Origin of the sequence: Paracoccus thiocyanatus, from assembly GCF_900156255.1 — a bacterium.
GTDB lineage: Bacteria > Pseudomonadota > Alphaproteobacteria > Rhodobacterales > Rhodobacteraceae > Paracoccus > Paracoccus thiocyanatus.
The window spans coordinates 146,426-162,278 of sequence record NZ_FTMK01000006.1; the positions used below are offsets into that span (position 1 = coordinate 146,426).

A 15,853-nucleotide genomic window follows, 5' to 3' on the forward strand; every position below is an offset into this window, starting at 1 on the left:
TTACTCTCCTTGCGGTCAGAGTGAACGCGCGACTCGGCAATGCCATCTCGGCCGGACGCGCGGGCTGGAAGCGTGCCCTATAAGCGGGCAGGCAGGAATTGGCAAGCACTATTGGCCAGGCGCCTCGGCCGGTGTGGTCTGGGCCGGTGCAGTCTGGGCCGGTGCCTCGGGGGCGGTCTCCGGCGCCGGCGCCGTGACCGGATCGGCACCCACCGTCACCTGCCCGTTCACCAGCCGCTGCCAGCTTTCCTGCACCGAATGCAGGCCGAAGGGCCGCTGATCCAGCCAGGCCGCCGCGAACATCAGCACGATGCCCAGGACCAGCAGGATGGCCGCCCCGCGCGGCGCCTGCGTGCGCGCCACCGAGACGATGGCCAAAAGGACCGAAAGCGCGCACAGCGCCACGCCGGCCAGCAGCAGGATGTCGATCATCGCATCACCTTTTCGTTGCGGATCTGTCTGGTCCCGCGCCTTATTCCGGATCGGTGCGATAGATCAAGCGTTCGTCGCAGGGCGCGATGCGCAGGATATTGGTCGAACCGGGCACGTTGAAGGGCACGCCGGCCATGACGACGATCTGGTTCGACTCGTCGGCAAAGCCGAAATCGCGCGCCGCCTTGGCCGCATTCACCACCGCCTGCTTGAAGCGTTCCAGCGAAGGCGTCTGCACGCAATGCGTCCCCCAGGTCAGGCACAGCCGGCGCAGTGTCCCCTGTTCCGAGGACATGGCGACGATCGGCACCCGCGGCCGCTCGCGCGCCGTCAGGCTGGCGGTGGTGCCCGACTGGGTATAGGCGCAAATGCAGGAAATATCCGTGGTCTCGGCGATCTCGCGCGCGGCGGCGACGATCGCATCGGCCACCGTCTGGCGCTTGGCGCTGCGCGAACTTTCGATGATGTCGCGATAGGTCGGGTCGCTTTCGACCGAGCGGGCGACGTTGTCCATGGTGGCGACCGCCTCGACCGGATAGGCGCCGGCGGCGCTTTCGGCCGAAAGCATCACCGCATCGGCGCCCTCGTAGATCGCGGTGGCGACGTCCGAGACCTCGGCGCGGGTCGGCATCGGGCTTTCGATCATGGATTCCAGCATCTGCGTGGCCACGATCACCGGCTTGGCCGCCGAACGGCAGGCGCGCACCAGCCGCTTCTGGATCGGCGGCACCGAATGCACCGGCAGTTCCACCCCCAGGTCGCCCCGCGCCACCATGATCCCGTCCGAGACTTTCAGGATTTCGGAAAACGCGCGCACCGCGGCGGGCTTTTCGATCTTGGACAGGATGGCGGCGCGGCCGCGGGCCAGGTCGCGGGCCTCGATCACGTCCTCGGGGCGCTGGACAAAGGACAGCGCCAGCCAGTCCACGCCGATCTCGCAGGCGAATTCCAGGTCGTCGCGGTCCTTGTCCGACAGCGCCGCCAGCGGCAGCACCACATCGGGCACGTTCACCCCCTTGCGGTTGGAAATCGCGCCCCCCGCCGTCACCCGGCAGTCGGCGAAATCCGCGCCGCAATTCGTGACCTGCAAGCGGATCTTGCCGTCATTGACCAGCAGTTCCGCGCCGGTTTCCAGCGCGGCAAATATCTCGGGATGCGGCAACTGGACGCGGGTGCCGTCGCCCGGCGTCGCATCCAGGTCGAAGCGGAAGGACTGGCCTTCGGCCAGGTCATGCGGCCCGTCGGCAAAGGTCCCGACGCGCAGCTTGGGCCCTTGCAGATCGGCCAGCACCGCGATGGGGCGGCCCGATTCGGCCTCGATCCGGCGGATGATCTCATAGCGGGCGCGCTGTTCGTCATGCGTGCCATGGCTCATGTTCAGGCGGAACACGTCCGCCCCGGCCTCGAAAAGGGCGCGGATGGTGGCGGAATCGCTGGATGCCGGTCCCAGGGTTGCCACGATCTTGACCTTGCGATGCCGTCTCATCCGTTTCTCCGTGCGTGTTTGCGCTATCGTCGACGCGTTTATGGCCTATCGCTCGGGCTGCGGCAACTGGTGCTTGGGTTTGCGATTGCCTAAAGCTTGCTGCGGAAAGGCCATGGACGAATGACGCAGCAACCTTATTCGACGATCGGAGCGGACCGGCCCTCGCGCTGGCTGATCACCTGCGACCATGCGACGAACCGCGTCCCCGAATGGGTGGGCGGCGGCGAGCTGGGCATCGCGCCCGCCGACATGGCGCGCCACATCGCCTATGACGTAGGCGCGGCGGGACTGGCGCGCGCGCTGGCCCGGCGGCTGGAGGCGCCGGCGATCCTGTCGGATTTCTCGCGGCTGGTGATCGACCCCAACCGGGGCGAGGACGACCCGACGCTGGTGATGCGCATCTATGACGGCACGGTGATCCCCGCCAATCGCCGCCTTGACGCGGCCGAGCGCGAAAAGCGGCTCGACCGGCTTTATCGGCCCTATCACACCGCCTATGCCGCGCTTGCCGCCCGGCATCCGCGCCGGGCGATCTGCGCCATCCACAGCTTTACCCGGCAATTGCGCGGCCGGCCGCGGCGGCCGTGGGCGGTGGGGGTGCTTTATTCGCATCGCGACAAGCGGCTGGGCCCGGCCCTGGTACGCGAATGCCGCGACCTGGGCTGGATCACCGGCGAGAACGAACCCTATTCCGGTCATCTGGAGGGCGATTCCATCGACCGCCACGCCCTGGCGCATGGCCGCCCGAACGTGCTGGTCGAGGTCAGGAACGACCTGATCGCAGACGTCGCGGGCCAGCAGCTATGGGCCGACCGCCTGGCCGCGGTGCTGGCGGGGTTCCTGGACCGGCAGGGGGTTTAAGGCGGGGGGACCGCGACAGTGTGGACGTGACGGAACGGGATGGGGTGGTAGGCCCGGAGGGACTCGAACCCCCAACCAAGGCGTTATGAGCGCCCTGCTCTGACCATTGAGCTACAGGCCCCGAACGGCGCCACCATGGATCGAGCCGGGGCGCTTCGTCAAGGCAGGATCGCCCCGGCCGGGGGATGCGTCGGGGGTCGGGCCGCCTTCGCCCTTGATCCCGCATCCCGGCTGTGGGCTGATAGGCCGACGCCGTGGACTGGCCGCGGCAGGAAACCGAAAGGCCCGATCATGCCCAGAACCGCCCTGCTTTCGCCGATTGCCCTTGCCCTCATGGCCGTGCCCGCGCTGGCGCAGGACCCGGCCAGTTGCGGCACCGTGCGCTTTTCCGATCCCGGCTGGACCGACATCACCGCCACCAACGGCGTCGCCACCGCCTTGCTGAAGGGGCTGGGCTACCGGCCCGAAAGACCCACGCTGTCGGTCCCGGTCGGCTATGAGGCGCTGAAGAACGGCGATACCGATGTTTTCCTGGGCAACTGGATGCCGGCGCAGCAGAAATTCCGCGACGACCTCGACGCGTCGGGCCAGACCACCGAACTGGTGCAGAACCTGACGGGCGCCAAGTTCACCCTGGCGGTCACCGATGCGGCCTCGGCCACGGGGGTCGGGGATTTCGCCGATCTCGACGCGCATCGCGACGCCTTCCAGGGCAAGATCTACGGCATCGAACCCGGCGCCCCCGCGAACCAGACCATCCAGGCCATGATCGAGGCCGACAAGTTCGGCCTGGGCGATTGGGAACTGGTCGAATCCAGCGAACAGGGCATGCTGGCCCAGGTGCAGCGCAATGACGCGGCCGGCGTTCCGACGCTGTTCCTGGCCTGGGCGCCGCATCCGATGAATGTCAGCCTGGACATCACCTATCTTTCCGGCGGGGACGCCGAGTTCGGCCCCGATTTCGGCGGCGCCACCGTCCACACCCTGGCCCGCAACGAATGGATCGCCGCCTGTCCCAACGCCGCAAAGCTGTTCAGCCAACTGGTCTTTACCGTCGACATGGAAAACGTGCTGATGGGCAAGATCCTGGACGACGGCATGGACCCGGCCGATGCCGCCGCGGATTGGATCGCCGAAAACCCGGATGCCGTGGCCAAATGGCTTGACGGGGTGACGACCCTGGACGGAGAACCGGGGGCGCAAGCGGTCATGGCATCGGTGAAGTAATTGTCCCGTCCCAATATCCTGATCGTGATGGCCGACCAGCTATCGGGGGTGCTGTTCCCCGACGGACCGGCCGATTTCCTGCATGTGCCGCATCTGCGCAAGCTGGCCGGGCGCTCGACCCGCTATGCCAATGCCTATACCGGCAGCCCGCTTTGCGCGCCGGGCCGCGCCAGCTTCATGTCCGGGCAATTGCCGCGCCGCACGCGGGTCTATGACAATGCGGCCGAGTTCTGTTCGGACATCCCGACCTATGCCCACCACCTGCGCCGCGCGGGCTATCACACTTGCCTGTCGGGCAAGATGCATTTCGTCGGCCCCGACCAGCTGCACGGCTTCGAAGAGCGGCTGACCACCGACATCTATCCGGCCGATTTCGGCTGGACCCCGGATTACCGCCGCCCCGGCGAGCGCATCGACTGGTGGTATCACAACCTGGGTTCCGTCACCGGTGCCGGCGTGGCCGAGATCACCAACCAATACGAATATGACGACGAGGTCGCCTATAACGCCACGCGCAAGCTTTACGACCTGGCCCGCGGCGGCGACGACAGGCCCTGGTGCCTGACGGTCAGCTTTACCCATCCGCACGACCCCTTTGTCGCCCGGCGCAAATATTGGGACCTTTACCAGGGTATCCCGGAACTGGAGCCGCCCGAGGCGATCCCATACGGGGGTATGGACCCGCATTCGCAGCGGCTGATGGATGCCAGCGACTGGCGCGCCTTCGACATCGCGGCAGAGCACGTCCGCCGCGCCCGCCAAGGCTATTTCGCCAATATCTCGTATATCGACGACAAGCTGGGCGAGATCCTGGACGTGCTGGAACGCACCCGGCAAGAGGCGATCGTGGTCTTCCTGTCGGACCATGGCGAGATGCTGGGCAGCCGCGGGCTGTGGTTCAAGATGAACTTCTTCGAGGGCGCGGCGCGGGTGCCGCTGATGATCGCGGCACCGGGCATGGCGCCGGGGCGGGTGGACATCCCCGTCTCGACCATCGACATCGTGCCGACCATCTGCGACCTCGCGGGCATCTCGATGGCCGAGGTCGCGCCTTGGACCGACGGTCGCTCGCTGGCGCAGGGGGCCGAGGGGCGCGGGCCGGTGGCGATGGAATACGCGGCCGAGGGCAGCATCGCGCCGCTGGTCTGCCTGCGCGACGGCGACTGGAAGTACATCGCCTGCGCCGCCGATCCCGAGATGCTGTTCGACCTGGCCGCGGACCCGGACGAGCGGGTGAACCGCGCCGCCGACCCGGCAGCGGCCGGGGTGCTGGCGCGGATGCGCGCCATGGCTTCGGAACGCTGGGACCTGGCCGCCTATGACGGCGAGGTGCGCGAAAGCCAGGCCCGGCGCTGGGTGGTCTACGAGGCGCTGCGCAACGGCGCCTATTTCCCCTGGGACCATCAGCCGCTGATGAAGGCGTCCGAACGCTTTATGCGCAACCACATGGACCTGAACCTGCTGGAGGAGTCCAAGCGCTTTCCGCGCGGCGAATAGGCCAGGCGACGCCCGGCCGAACCCTTTGCGCCGGGGGCTGTCTGCCCCCGGACCCCCGAGGATATTTCGGCACGAAAGAAGCAGCGCAGGAGGCGGGGGGCGCGACCCCGTGCCGCAGCAAGGAACCCGCGGCGCGGGCGGGACGTTGGCCCGCCGTCATGAGCCAAGAGGGGATTTCCGCCATGTCTGACCTGCTTGTCATCGCCTTCGACGACGAGACGACCGGCTTCGAGCTGCGCACCGAACTGGTCAAGATGCAAAAGGAATACCTGATCGAGTTGGAGGACGCCGTGGTCGTCACCCGCCCATCGGCCGAGGACATCCAGCTGCACCAGGCCGTGAACCTGACCGCGGCGGGCGCGCTTGGCGGCGGCTTCTGGGGCACGCTGGTCGGGCTGATCTTCCTCAATCCGCTGATCGGCGCGGCGGTGGGCGCCGGGGCGGGCGCGCTGGCCGGCAGGCTTTCGGATATCGGCATCAATGACGATTTCATCCGCGAGTTGGGCCGGTCGGTCCCGCCCGGCGGCTCGGCCGTGTTCATCCTGGTGCGCAAGATGACCGCCGACAAGGTGCTGGCGCGGCTGGAGGGCTTTCACCTGAAGGGAAGGGTGATGCAGACCTCGTTGCCCGAGGCCGAGGAAGAGCGCCTGCGCGAAGCCTTTGCCGGCGGCAAGCTGGGCTCGGCGCTGGGCATGCCGCAGGCTGATCGCGGGGTCCCGGCCGGGGGCGGGGCGCCTCCGTCCACGGTCTGACGCTTGACGCAAGGGGCATGGGCGTGACAGGACGCGCCCATGGCCCGTCGCATGCATACCCTTGCCCCCCAAGAGGCGCCGGCGCCGCACCGCGCCGCCATGCGGCGCTGGCGGCCCTTGCGCTGGCTATGGTCCTGGCTGCGCTGGATCGGCGCCCGGCTTTTGGCGCTGATGGTCGTTCTGGTCCTGCTGTTTTCGTTTATCAACCCGCCGACGACCTGGACCGTCATCCAGGGCCAGCGCGAATTTCCCGGCAGGACGGCGCGGCAATGGGTCGGCCTGGACGAAATCTCGCCGCATATGGTCCGGGCCGTGGTCGCGGCCGAGGATGCCAATTTCTGCAACCATTGGGGTTTCGACATGGTCGAGATCCGCCGGGTCATCGCCTCGGGTTCGTCGCGCGGCGCCTCGACCCTGACCCAGCAGACGGCGAAGAACGTCTTTCTGTGGCAGGGGCGAAGCTGGCCGCGCAAGCTGATGGAAACCGCCTATACCCCGATGATCGAGGCGCTGTGGTCCAAGCGCCGCATCGTCGAGGTCTATCTCAACATCGCCGAATTCGGCCGCGGCGTCTTTGGCATCAAGGCGGCGGCGCAGCATTACTATCAGACCACGCCCGACAGGCTGAGCCTGCGGCAGGCGGCGGCGCTGGCCTCGATCCTGCCGGCGCCGCGGGTGCGCAATCCGCAGACCGGCTCGGCCCGGACCCGCGCCATCGTCAGCGGGGCGCAGACCATCCGGGCGGATGGGCGCGATTCCTGCCTGGGGCTGGGGCGTTGATCCGCCGGCCGCGCCAGGACGGTTGAAACCGCGCGCGCCGGGGCGTATCAACCGAAGGCCCGCGAACGAACCGGTTTTCCCAATGAACACGCCCTCACCCAGTTCCACGATCCGCCTGTACCACGTCGCCCTGTCGCCGTTTTGCCGCAAGGTGCGGCTGGTGCTGGCCGAAAAGCGGATCGAGGTCGAGCTGGTCGAGGACCGTTTCTGGGAGCCGGGTTCGGAAATCATGCGCCGCAACCCGGCGGGCAAGCTGCCGGTCCTGCGCATGGACGGCCGGCTTCTGGCCGAAAGCCAGGCGATCTGCGAATACCTGGACGAGATCCAGCCCCAGCCGGCGCTGATGCCCGCCCTGCCGGCCGAGCGCTACGAGGTGCGCAGGCTTTGCGCCTGGTTCGACGACAAGTTCAACGCCGAGGTGACGCGGCCGGTGATGAACGAACGGGTGTGGAAAAAGGTCATGCGCCTGGGCTACCCGGACAGCCGCACCGTCAAGGCCGGGCTTTCGGCCATCCGCTATCACCTGGACTACATGAAAAGCCTGCTGGAACATCGCCGCTGGCTGGCGGGCGACGTGATGACGCTGGCGGATTTCGCCGCCGCCTCGCATCTGTCCTGCCTTGACTATATCTCGGACGTGGACTGGACCTATTCGACCGAGGTGCAGGAATGGTATGCCAAGATCAAGTCGCGGCCCGCCTTCCGCAGCCTCTTGGCCGATCATCTGCCAGGGGTGCACCCGGCGCCGCATTATGCGCTGCTCGACTTCTAAGGCGGCCGATCCGGCGGAAATCCGTTCGCGGCTGGAGATGCAGGCACGGGCCGAGGGCTTTTCCGCCCTGGGCATCTGCGCCCCCGACGCCAACCCGCAACTGCCCGAGCGGCTGGCCGCGTTCCTGGAGCAGGGCCGCCACGGCCAGATGGGCTGGATGGCCGAACGCGCGCATTGGCGCGCCTCGCCCCCGACGCTTTGGCCCCAGGCGCGCTCGGTCGTCATGCTGGCCGAGCTTTATACGCCCGAGCATGACCCGATGGCGGTCATCGGCCACAAGGATCGCGGCGCGGTCAGCGTCTATGCCCAGGGCAAGGATTACCACGACCTGGTCAAGAAGCGGCTCAAGCGCCTGGGCGGCTGGCTGGTCGGGCTGACCGGCTGCGAGATCAAGGTCTTTGTCGACACCGCCCCGGTGATGGAAAAGCCGCTGGCCCAGGCGGCGGGGCTGGGCTGGCAGGGCAAGCACACCAATCTTGTGTCGCGCGAACTGGGAAGCTGGTTCTTTCTGGGCGCGATCTTTACCACGCTGGACCTGCCAAAGGATGCGGCGGAACCCGGCCATTGCGGATCGTGCCGGGCCTGTCTGGACGCCTGCCCGACCGGGGCGTTTCCGGCGCCCTATCAACTGGATGCGCGGCGCTGCATTTCCTATCTGACCATCGAACACAAGGGGCCGGTCGATCAAGAACTGCGCCCGAGCTTGGGCAACCGCATCTATGGCTGCGACGACTGCCTGGCCGCCTGTCCCTGGAACAAGTTCGCGCAGGCGGCAAGCGAGCTGCGCTATCACGGACCCCATGGCGCGCCGGCGCTGGCCGAACTGGCGGCCCTGGACGATGCGGGATTCCGCGAGCGTTTTTCGGGCAGTCCGATCAAGCGCATCGGGCGCGACCGCATGGTGCGCAATGTGCTTTACGCCATCGGCAATTCGGGGCTTGCACATCTGCGCCCGGTCGCCCAAGCATTGCAGGATGACCCCGATCCGGCGGTCGCCGATGCGGCGCGCTGGGCTTGCGAGCGATTGCCATGACCCCTCAAAGCCCGCTGCGCGGCATCATGCTAAAATGCCTCAGCGTGCTGATACTCACGATCATGGCCTCGATCGTCAAGGCGACGGCCCAAGGCGGCCTGGGCGTGCCGCCGGGGCAGCAGGTCTTCTTCCGCTCGCTTTTCGCCATTCCGGTGATCCTGGTCTGGCTGGCATTCCGGCACGAGCTGGGCGTCGGGCTGCGGACCTTTCGGCCGATGGGGCATTTCTATCGCGGCGTGATCGGCACCGCGGCCATGGGGCTGGGCTTCTGGGCGCTGGCGCTGCTGCCTTTCCCCGAGGTCACGGCCATCGGCTATGCCGCGCCGCTGCTGACCGTCATCTTCGCCGCGATGTTTCTGGGCGAGGACGTGCGGCTGTTCCGGCTGTCCATGGTGGTGCTGGGGCTGGTCGGCGTGGTGATCGTGCTGTCGCCAAGCCTGACCTTTGGCAGCGGCATGAACTACAAGGACAGCCTGGGCGTGATGGTCACGCTGTCGGCGGCGGCCTGCGCGGCCTTGGCGCAGATCTTCGTGCGCAAGCTGGTGCAGGACGAACGCACCTCGGCCATCGTATTCTGGTTCTCGGCCACGTCGACGCTGCTGGGGCTGCTGACGCTGCCCTTTGGCTGGGTCTGGCCCGATGCGGAAACCGCGGCGCTTCTGGTCGCCATCGGGCTTTTGGGCGGGCTTGGGCAGATCCTGCTGACCTCGGCCTATCGCTATGCCGATGCCTCGCTGGTGGCGCCTTTCGAATATGCCTCGATGCTGCTGGCGCTGCTGATCGGCTGGTTCGTCTTTGACGAGGCGCCGACGCTGGTCATGCTGGCGGGGGCGACGCTGGTCATCACCGCCGGCATCCTGATCATCTGGCGCGAGCGGCAGCTTGGGGTCGAACGCAACCGCCAGCGCAAGGCCATGACGCCGCACGGCTAGGCGGCGATCCTAGGGCCGGGCCGCAAAGCCGAAGGCCACGTAATCGCGCAGATAGGCTTTCTTGGCCGCGGCGCGCAGGTCCTGGTCGTCCAGGAAATCCGGGAATGCATCAGGACCGGGAAAATCGGCAGCCGCGCCGATCCCCGCGCTGGCGGCAAGCCAGGACAGGTCGCGCGGCAGGTCCGCCTCGCGCAGGACCATGTCGGGGGCGCCGAAGCGGGCAAAGCCGGCCAGCAGTTCGGATTGGCTGGCCCAGCCGGGACTGGTCGGCAGGGTGGTCTGCCCGTTCAGGTTGCGGCGCAGGAAATCCAGGAAGGCCGCAAGCAGTTCCGCCTTGCGGCCCTGATCCAGCCCGGCCAGGTCCTGATCCGGCGGCAGCGGCACGCGGTGGATGCGACGCATCAGGTCGCGCAATTCGGCATTGCCCCCCCCGATCAGCGATTCGAACGCCCTCCAGGCACGCAGCAGCGGATGGCGCAGCACGGTAAAGCTGCGATGGCCGACATGCTGGCGCTTCCATTGCCGCAGGCTGGCCTGGTTGAAATCCTCGGCGATCGGGCCCATTCGCCGCAGCCAGCCCGTGACGCTGCCGGTCGGCCCGCCCTTGACCGGCATGAAGACCAGCCCCCTGCCCGCCCCGGACCCCAGGAACGAGGGCACGGCCGGCCCCTTGCGCGGTTCGAAATTTGGGATGCGCCGCAGCATGAACGGATCGAGACGCGCCAGTTCCGCGGCCATCTCATCGAAATTCTCGACCTTTTCGGACAGTTCGCGCGGGTTTTGCGGCACCTGGTCGCTGGCCGGCTCGACCCGGTCCAGGTCGGTGCGGCCCAGCCAATGCAAAAGGCCGGTCATCACCTCGGCATCGCGCAGATCCTCGTAGCCCAGCCAGAAAGCCGCCTGGCCGGTCACTTGCAGCCGGTGCATGACGCGAACCTGAAACTCTTCGATCGCGCCCACGGCCTGCCGGAACTCGGCGCCGTCGAAACGCACCGCGGCGGGGATCGGCGTCTCGGTCTCGTTCAGCTTCCACTGGTTCGTCGCCCGCGCCAGCGCGGTCGAGACATAGCTGTCCACCGGGTTGCGGGTCAGCACGATCTTGGCGCAGGACCGATCCTCGATGATGGCGTCGAAGACGCGCGGGTCGTGGTCGTGGAAATAGCGGAACCCCGGCAGGTGGTTCGGCTTGTCGAAGATGGCGGCCAGCAGCCGGTGCGGGTCGGCCTCGCGCTCGGCCATGGTGATGCCCTTCAGCTCGTCCTTGTCGGGCCAGCCCATCATGTAGGGGTTGAACGCCTCGCCAAAGCAGGTGACGCGCTTGATGGCGTTCAGCGTCGCCTCAAGCAGGTTCGAGCCGGTGCGCATTTCGGCGAAGATCACGAAGCGGCGGAAATGCTGGGTCATGGCGCGGTTCTTTCTTGCAGGACGCTTGGGGCCGGCGGATCGGCATCGGTGGCGGGAAAATGCCCCATCAATTGCGGCCGCAGCCCGGCATTGCGCAGCCGTTGCAGGAACCGCCCCATGCCGGCGACATCGCGCATCGGCGGCAGGTCGTCGGCCGGCGGCTCGGGCTGGTCGCCCAGCCGGTGCAGGATGGCGCCCAGCACCGCCGCGGGCCGGGCGCAGAAATCGGCCAGGTCCCAGATCTGCACCTGCGCCTTGCGCCAGACCGAGTTCAGCACCTCGATCTGCGCCAGTTCGGTCCGTTGCAGGATGGCGGCGACGCGGCGGACATCGTCGAAAGGCATGCCCGAATGCAGCAGCGGCACCGCCCAGGCGCCGGTGATGACGAAAAGCCGCGCGTTGGGATCGGTGGCCAGGAACCAGTTCATCTCTTGCCGGTCGCGCGGGCTGAACTGCCAGACCTGCATTTGCGGGGCGCTGCGGATCAGGTTTGCCAGAAAGCCGCGGGGGTCCAGGTCGCGCAAGGCCGGGCTGTCGGGCAGCGCGCCGGGCCCGATGGGCTGGCGGCCGGCAAATTCGACGCCGTGCCGGGCAAAGATATGGCCATGCACATCGGCCCCGATCCGGCCGGCCAGCCAGGTTTCGAAACCGGGGAACAGATCGGTAAAGCCCTGGAAAAGCGCATAGGGCGCCGCGGTCTTGCCGTTCTCGCGGTCCTTCAGGGGATAGCGGCTTTGCATGTAAAGCCCCGGCCGCCCCAGCCGCCGGCGCGCCACCGCCTGGCCGATGACGCGGTCCACCCGTTCGGGCCGCGGCTCGGCGGCCAAGGTCCCGGCCGGTCCGGGCTGGGGAAAACTGGCGTGAAGCCGCGCCGCGCCGCGCCAGATCTTGCGGGCGACGAAACAGCGCGACTGCTGCAACAGCTCCAGGTGGTCGTCGTAAAAGATATAGGGCTTGCCCTGGTTGTCGAACTTGGCCAGCGTCAGCGAGCGGCTTTCGATATTCGTCGAATGCCGCCGGGCCAAGGTCTGGAAATAGCTTTCGTCGGGGATCCAGACCCGGCGGAAATAGCGGTCGAACTCGGCACGCCGCGGATCGGACAGGATGGCGGCCAGCGTCCTGCGCGTCAGGCACCACCATTGCGAACCCAGATGCGGCACCAGCCCCTGGGGAATGCGGCGGCTGAACTTCAGCCGGCGCTGCAAGGCCACATAGCGGTCGAACAGCTTGCGCTGGCGCCGGAACGAAAACGGAAAGCGCAGGGTAAAGCGTTCCTCGCTGAGGCCGCCGACGGTCCAGCCGTCGTCCTGGGCCGTCACGCTTTCGATGAAGTCCCGCGTCGGGTGCCGCGCCAGATAGGCGCAAAGCTCTTGCACCGGCCGCAGGGGCAGGCAAGAGCCCGAGACGGCCATGACATGCGTCACGTCCCCGAATCGGTCCAGCAGCAGTCCGGCCGCGTCCTGCGTGGCCCTGACCAGGCTGAAGCTGCCCCATTCGCAGGGATGACGCGGGCTGAAGACGACCTGCGGCAGGTCCGCCAGGCTGGCGCGCATGGCCCCGACCTCGGCAGGGGCCGCCTTGGCGTCCACATGGACCGAGACGGCGGCCCCGCCCAGGGCCCAGACCCGCGCCAGGCGGGCGGCGATGGGCAGTTCCTCGTGGCACAGCATGACCACGCCCAGCCGGACCGGCGCGCCGCTCATGCCCAGTTCCCCTTGGAGATCAGGCCCAGATCCTCTAGCTGGCGCCAGTCCTGCAATTCGCAGGACTGCTCGCACCAGAAATCCGGGTCGTCGCGCAGCCCGGCGTGATAGGCCCGATATTCCTGGCTGTCGGCATAATGCTGGCGCCGGTTCAGTTCCTCGGCGGATTTCTGGGCAAAGGTGGACAGGAACTTGGCGTGAAGCAGGCAGCCCGACGCCTTTTCGCCGCCATTCTCGTCATAGACCCGGTTCAGCGAGCGCGGCAGCAGCATATGGGTCGAACTGACATAGGCCAGGCCGCGCTGCCAGCGCACCAGGGGGATCTTGTTCAGCGCCGGGGCGTTTTCGGGATCCTCGCCGAAAAAGGCCCGCGCCCGTGGCCCGCCCTGGATCCACAGGTTGCCATATTCGCCATTCTTGCGGATGACGTAATTGGCCGGGTCGAACCAGCGCGCGATCTGGAACGGGTCCTGCCCGGCGCGGTAAGGTTCGGCGACCAGCGAGCCCTGGGGATACATGTCCAGCAGCATGGCCGAGAACGAGCGGATGTTGCTGGCATCCAGCCAATCCGTCAGCGCCTGCAAGGGCCGGGCGTCGTGATGCGGATAAACCAGGAATTCGTCGGGATCGACCGTCAGGCACCAATGCCCGGTCCCATGCCGGTGCAAAAGCCAGTTCAGCCAATCCATGCCGAAGCGCGCGCCCTTGTAGCTGTCATGGGTCAGCCAGACCGAGACATCCGGCTGCTCGGCCAGATATTCCCGCCCGCCGTCGTCCGAGCCGTTGTCCACCACCAGAAAGTGCCTGATGCCCATGGCGCGGTAATAATCCAGGAACCATGGCAGGCGCAGCGCCTCGTTGCGGATGGTCATGAACAGCAGGATATCGCCCGGCCGGATGCGGGCGGTGCGGTCATGGATCGGCCGCAGCCGGCGGCGACGCCGAAACGCGCGCCCAAGCAGCCATTGACGGCGGGCGCGAAGTCGAAGCTTTCGCCGTAAAATCCTGAACGGGCGCGGCACGGACCTTTTTCACCTTTTACGGCCGTCACATAGCCGTAACGCTTGGATCGCGCAATGACCGGGACAACCCATCGTGGAAAAGGGCGAAATGCCGGTCCCAGTCGGGCACCGGCAGGGGCGGCAGCCGGCGCGGGGCCGCGTCCGACAGCCGCGCCAGTTCCGCCGCCCAATCGGCCGGCGCGTCGGGCGACAGCCAGATCGCATAGTCGCCCAGCGTCTCGCGCGCGGCGGGCAAGGGGGTGGCCAGGACCGGGATGCCGCGCCCGGCGGCTTCGGTCAGGGGCAGGCCGAAGCCTTCGGCGCGGCTGGGCATCAGCAGCCCGTGGCTGCGCGCCAGCAGCGCCGCGACCGCGCCATCGTCCAGGTCCGAAAGCTCGCGCACCGGCCCACCCGGCGGCAGGCGGTCAAGCCGGGAAAAGACCTCGCGATTTTCCCAGCCGCGGCGGCCGATGATGAACAGCCGCGGCGGATCGGGCATTCGCCCCAGCATCTGCCAGGCGTCCAGCAGCAGGGCGTGGTTCTTGCGCGGCTCGATGGTGCCCAGGGCAACGAAGAACGGCCGCGACAGGTCCAGATCGGCCGGCAGCCCCGCGGGGTCGGGCGCGGCCAGCCGCGTGCCGATGGGCGCAGCCACGACCGGCGCATGGCCCGGCAGCCCCAGCCGCGCGCGCCAGCGCAGCACATCGCCGCGGGTGGCGTCCGAGACGGTCAGGATCAGTTCCGCCCCAGCCACCGCGGCGACGAAGCGGTCGCGGAACCTGTCGGCCTGGCCGGCGCGGGTGAATTCGGGATGGTCCAGCGGGATCGTGTCATGGATCAGCACCGCCCGCGGCAGGGGGCGCAGATTCGCCAAAAGCCCCGCTTGCAGATTGGCATGGCCGACATTGACATAGACCGCCTGCCCCAGATGCGCCAAGGCCGCGCGGCCCAGCCCCCGCCCCTCGGGTCCCGCCCGCATCAGCGCCATCCGCCGCAGCGCCGCCTCGGCCCGCGCGGGCAATGTGCGCCGCCCGCGCAGCCGGTCCAGCAGGTCGGGCGGCGGCAGGCCGTCCAGCGCCCCGCCCAGCCAGCGCAGGATCGCCGCCCCGGCCTGGGGCGGCAGCAGCAATTGCCCGCGCCGCACCCGGCACAAAAGCAGGTGCGGCCGGCCTTGCAGATGCGCCAGCCATTCCGCCTCGACCCGGTCGATGCCGGTGGCGGGGCCACCACCAAGGCGCGAGATCAGCCGCGAGACATCCAGCAGGACCGCCGGGTCAGCCCTCATATCCGCCGTTCTGATGCCAGCGCCAGGCGTCGCCGATCATCTGCGGCAGGGTCGAGCGCGCCGGGTTCCAGCCCAGCACCGAAACCGCCTTTTCGCTGCCCGAGACCAGCTTGACGGCATCGCCGCCGCGGCGCGGCCCCTCGGTCATCGGCACCGGGCGGTTGGTGACATGGCGGGAATGGTCGATCACCTCGCGCACCGAGAAACCGTTGCCGGTGCCCAGGCAAAACACCTCGTGCCCGCCCTGGGCCACCTTGCCGTCCAGCAGGTATTTCAGCCCCAGCACATGCGCGTCGACCAGGTCCATGACATGGACATAGTCGCGGATGCAGGTGCCGTCCGGGGTCGGGTAATCGGTGCCGTGGATGGCATTGTTGCAGAAGTCGGCTTCAGGACATGATGGCCCTTTCCCCAGCTGAGGTCAGGCCACGCGTTCGATCTCGGCGGTGCCGAGGGCGTTGAAGCGGTTCATCAGGGCGACGCGGATGTGGATCTCGGCTGTCTGGCGGTCGGGGTCCCTCGACGCGATCCGCTCGCCGAAGGATTTCAGATTCCTCATCCGGGCCTCGACCCGGCTGCGGACATGATAGCCGGACCACCTTTTCCAGATCGTCCGGCCGAGGCGCTGGGTTGCCCTCAGGATGTCGTTGCGGGCCAAGGCGGCGGGGCAATCTTCTTTCCAGAGGCG

14 protein-coding genes, 1 tRNA gene and 2 pseudogenes are annotated in these 15,853 nt (G+C 67.9%); 8 read left to right on the plus strand and 9 right to left on the minus strand.

From position 1 onward, the window contains the following. Positions 1 to 108: 108 nt before the first annotated feature. Together F3H32_RS06755 and pyk are read right to left on the minus strand one after the other, a co-directional pair. Positions 109 to 432, minus strand: a complete 324-nt coding sequence (locus tag F3H32_RS06755; protein WP_188128609.1) for a hypothetical protein — start codon at positions 430 to 432, stop codon at positions 109 to 111. Between the two features lie 40 nt (positions 433 to 472). Continuing rightward, a complete protein-coding gene (pyk, locus tag F3H32_RS06760; protein WP_149765169.1) occupies positions 473 to 1,918 on the minus strand; it encodes a pyruvate kinase in 1,446 nt (481 codons plus the stop codon). A 120-nt stretch (positions 1,919 to 2,038) separates the two neighbouring features. Here pyk and F3H32_RS06765 point away from each other — a divergent pair, with 120 nt between their 5' ends. Continuing rightward, positions 2,039 to 2,779 carry an N-formylglutamate amidohydrolase gene (locus F3H32_RS06765; RefSeq protein WP_149765170.1) on the plus strand — a complete coding sequence of 247 codons (741 nt, stop codon included), beginning with the start codon at positions 2,039 to 2,041 and terminating at the stop codon, positions 2,777 to 2,779. Positions 2,780 to 2,824: 45 nt separating this feature from the next. Here the strand turns inward: F3H32_RS06765 and F3H32_RS06770 are convergent. Next, positions 2,825 to 2,900, minus strand: a tRNA-Ile gene (locus tag F3H32_RS06770). 170 nt (positions 2,901 to 3,070) lie between these two features. Here F3H32_RS06770 and choX point away from each other — a divergent pair. From choX to F3H32_RS06805, 7 genes are all read left to right on the plus strand, one after another. Next, the gene (choX, locus tag F3H32_RS06775) at positions 3,071 to 4,006 is read left to right on the plus strand and encodes a choline ABC transporter substrate-binding protein (protein ID WP_149765171.1); all 936 of its coding nucleotides are present in this window, start codon (positions 3,071 to 3,073) and stop codon (positions 4,004 to 4,006) included. Next, complete coding sequence (gene betC / locus F3H32_RS06780) at positions 4,007 to 5,503, plus strand: choline-sulfatase (protein WP_149765172.1); 1,497 nt, start codon at positions 4,007 to 4,009, stop codon at positions 5,501 to 5,503. A 182-nt stretch (positions 5,504 to 5,685) separates the two neighbouring features. Next, positions 5,686 to 6,255 carry a DUF1269 domain-containing protein gene (locus F3H32_RS06785; RefSeq protein WP_149765173.1) on the plus strand — a complete coding sequence of 190 codons (570 nt, stop codon included), beginning with the start codon at positions 5,686 to 5,688 and terminating at the stop codon, positions 6,253 to 6,255. A 39-nt stretch (positions 6,256 to 6,294) separates the two neighbouring features. Then, positions 6,295 to 7,035, plus strand: a complete 741-nt coding sequence (gene mtgA, locus F3H32_RS06790; RefSeq protein WP_149765174.1) for a monofunctional biosynthetic peptidoglycan transglycosylase — start codon at positions 6,295 to 6,297, stop codon at positions 7,033 to 7,035. 82 nt (positions 7,036 to 7,117) lie between these two features. Then, the gene (gene fzlA / locus F3H32_RS06795; RefSeq protein ID WP_149765175.1) at positions 7,118 to 7,807 is read left to right on the plus strand and encodes an FtsZ-binding protein FzlA; all 690 of its coding nucleotides are present in this window, start codon (positions 7,118 to 7,120) and stop codon (positions 7,805 to 7,807) included. Beyond that, complete coding sequence (gene queG, locus F3H32_RS06800) at positions 7,788 to 8,840, plus strand: tRNA epoxyqueuosine(34) reductase QueG (RefSeq protein ID WP_149765176.1); 1,053 nt, start codon at positions 7,788 to 7,790, stop codon at positions 8,838 to 8,840. Before fzlA ends, queG begins: the two co-directional genes overlap by 20 nt. Further along, on the plus strand, positions 8,837 to 9,772 hold the full coding sequence (locus F3H32_RS06805) for a DMT family transporter (RefSeq protein ID WP_149765177.1): 936 nt from the start codon (positions 8,837 to 8,839) through the stop codon (positions 9,770 to 9,772). Before queG ends, F3H32_RS06805 begins: the two co-directional genes overlap by 4 nt. A 9-nt stretch (positions 9,773 to 9,781) precedes the next feature. Here F3H32_RS06805 and F3H32_RS06810 read toward each other — a convergent pair whose 3' ends face one another. The 6 genes and pseudogenes from F3H32_RS06810 to F3H32_RS06835 form a co-directional block, all read right to left on the minus strand. Then, positions 9,782 to 11,176 carry a hypothetical protein gene (locus F3H32_RS06810; RefSeq protein WP_149765178.1) on the minus strand — a complete coding sequence of 465 codons (1,395 nt, stop codon included), beginning with the start codon at positions 11,174 to 11,176 and terminating at the stop codon, positions 9,782 to 9,784. After that, positions 11,173 to 12,879, minus strand: a complete 1,707-nt coding sequence (locus F3H32_RS06815; protein WP_149765179.1) for a DUF5927 domain-containing protein — start codon at positions 12,877 to 12,879, stop codon at positions 11,173 to 11,175. The genes F3H32_RS06810 and F3H32_RS06815 overlap by 4 nt, the downstream gene beginning before the upstream one ends. After that, positions 12,876 to 13,901 carry a glycosyltransferase family 2 protein gene (locus F3H32_RS06820; RefSeq protein WP_149765180.1) on the minus strand — a complete coding sequence of 342 codons (1,026 nt, stop codon included), beginning with the start codon at positions 13,899 to 13,901 and terminating at the stop codon, positions 12,876 to 12,878. The genes F3H32_RS06815 and F3H32_RS06820 overlap by 4 nt, the downstream gene beginning before the upstream one ends. A 25-nt stretch (positions 13,902 to 13,926) precedes the next feature. Next, positions 13,927 to 15,165: a glycosyltransferase family 4 protein gene (locus tag F3H32_RS06825; protein WP_149765181.1), complete on the minus strand. Its 1,239-nt coding sequence runs from the start codon at positions 15,163 to 15,165 to the stop codon at positions 13,927 to 13,929. Beyond that, positions 15,155 to 15,532 (minus strand): annotated as a pseudogene (locus F3H32_RS06830) (UDP-glucose 4-epimerase GalE); the annotation flags it as partial. The gene F3H32_RS06825 and the pseudogene F3H32_RS06830, both read right to left, overlap by 11 nt. 54 nt (positions 15,533 to 15,586) lie before the next feature. Then, positions 15,587 to 15,853 (minus strand): annotated as a pseudogene (locus tag F3H32_RS06835) (IS5/IS1182 family transposase); the annotation flags it as partial.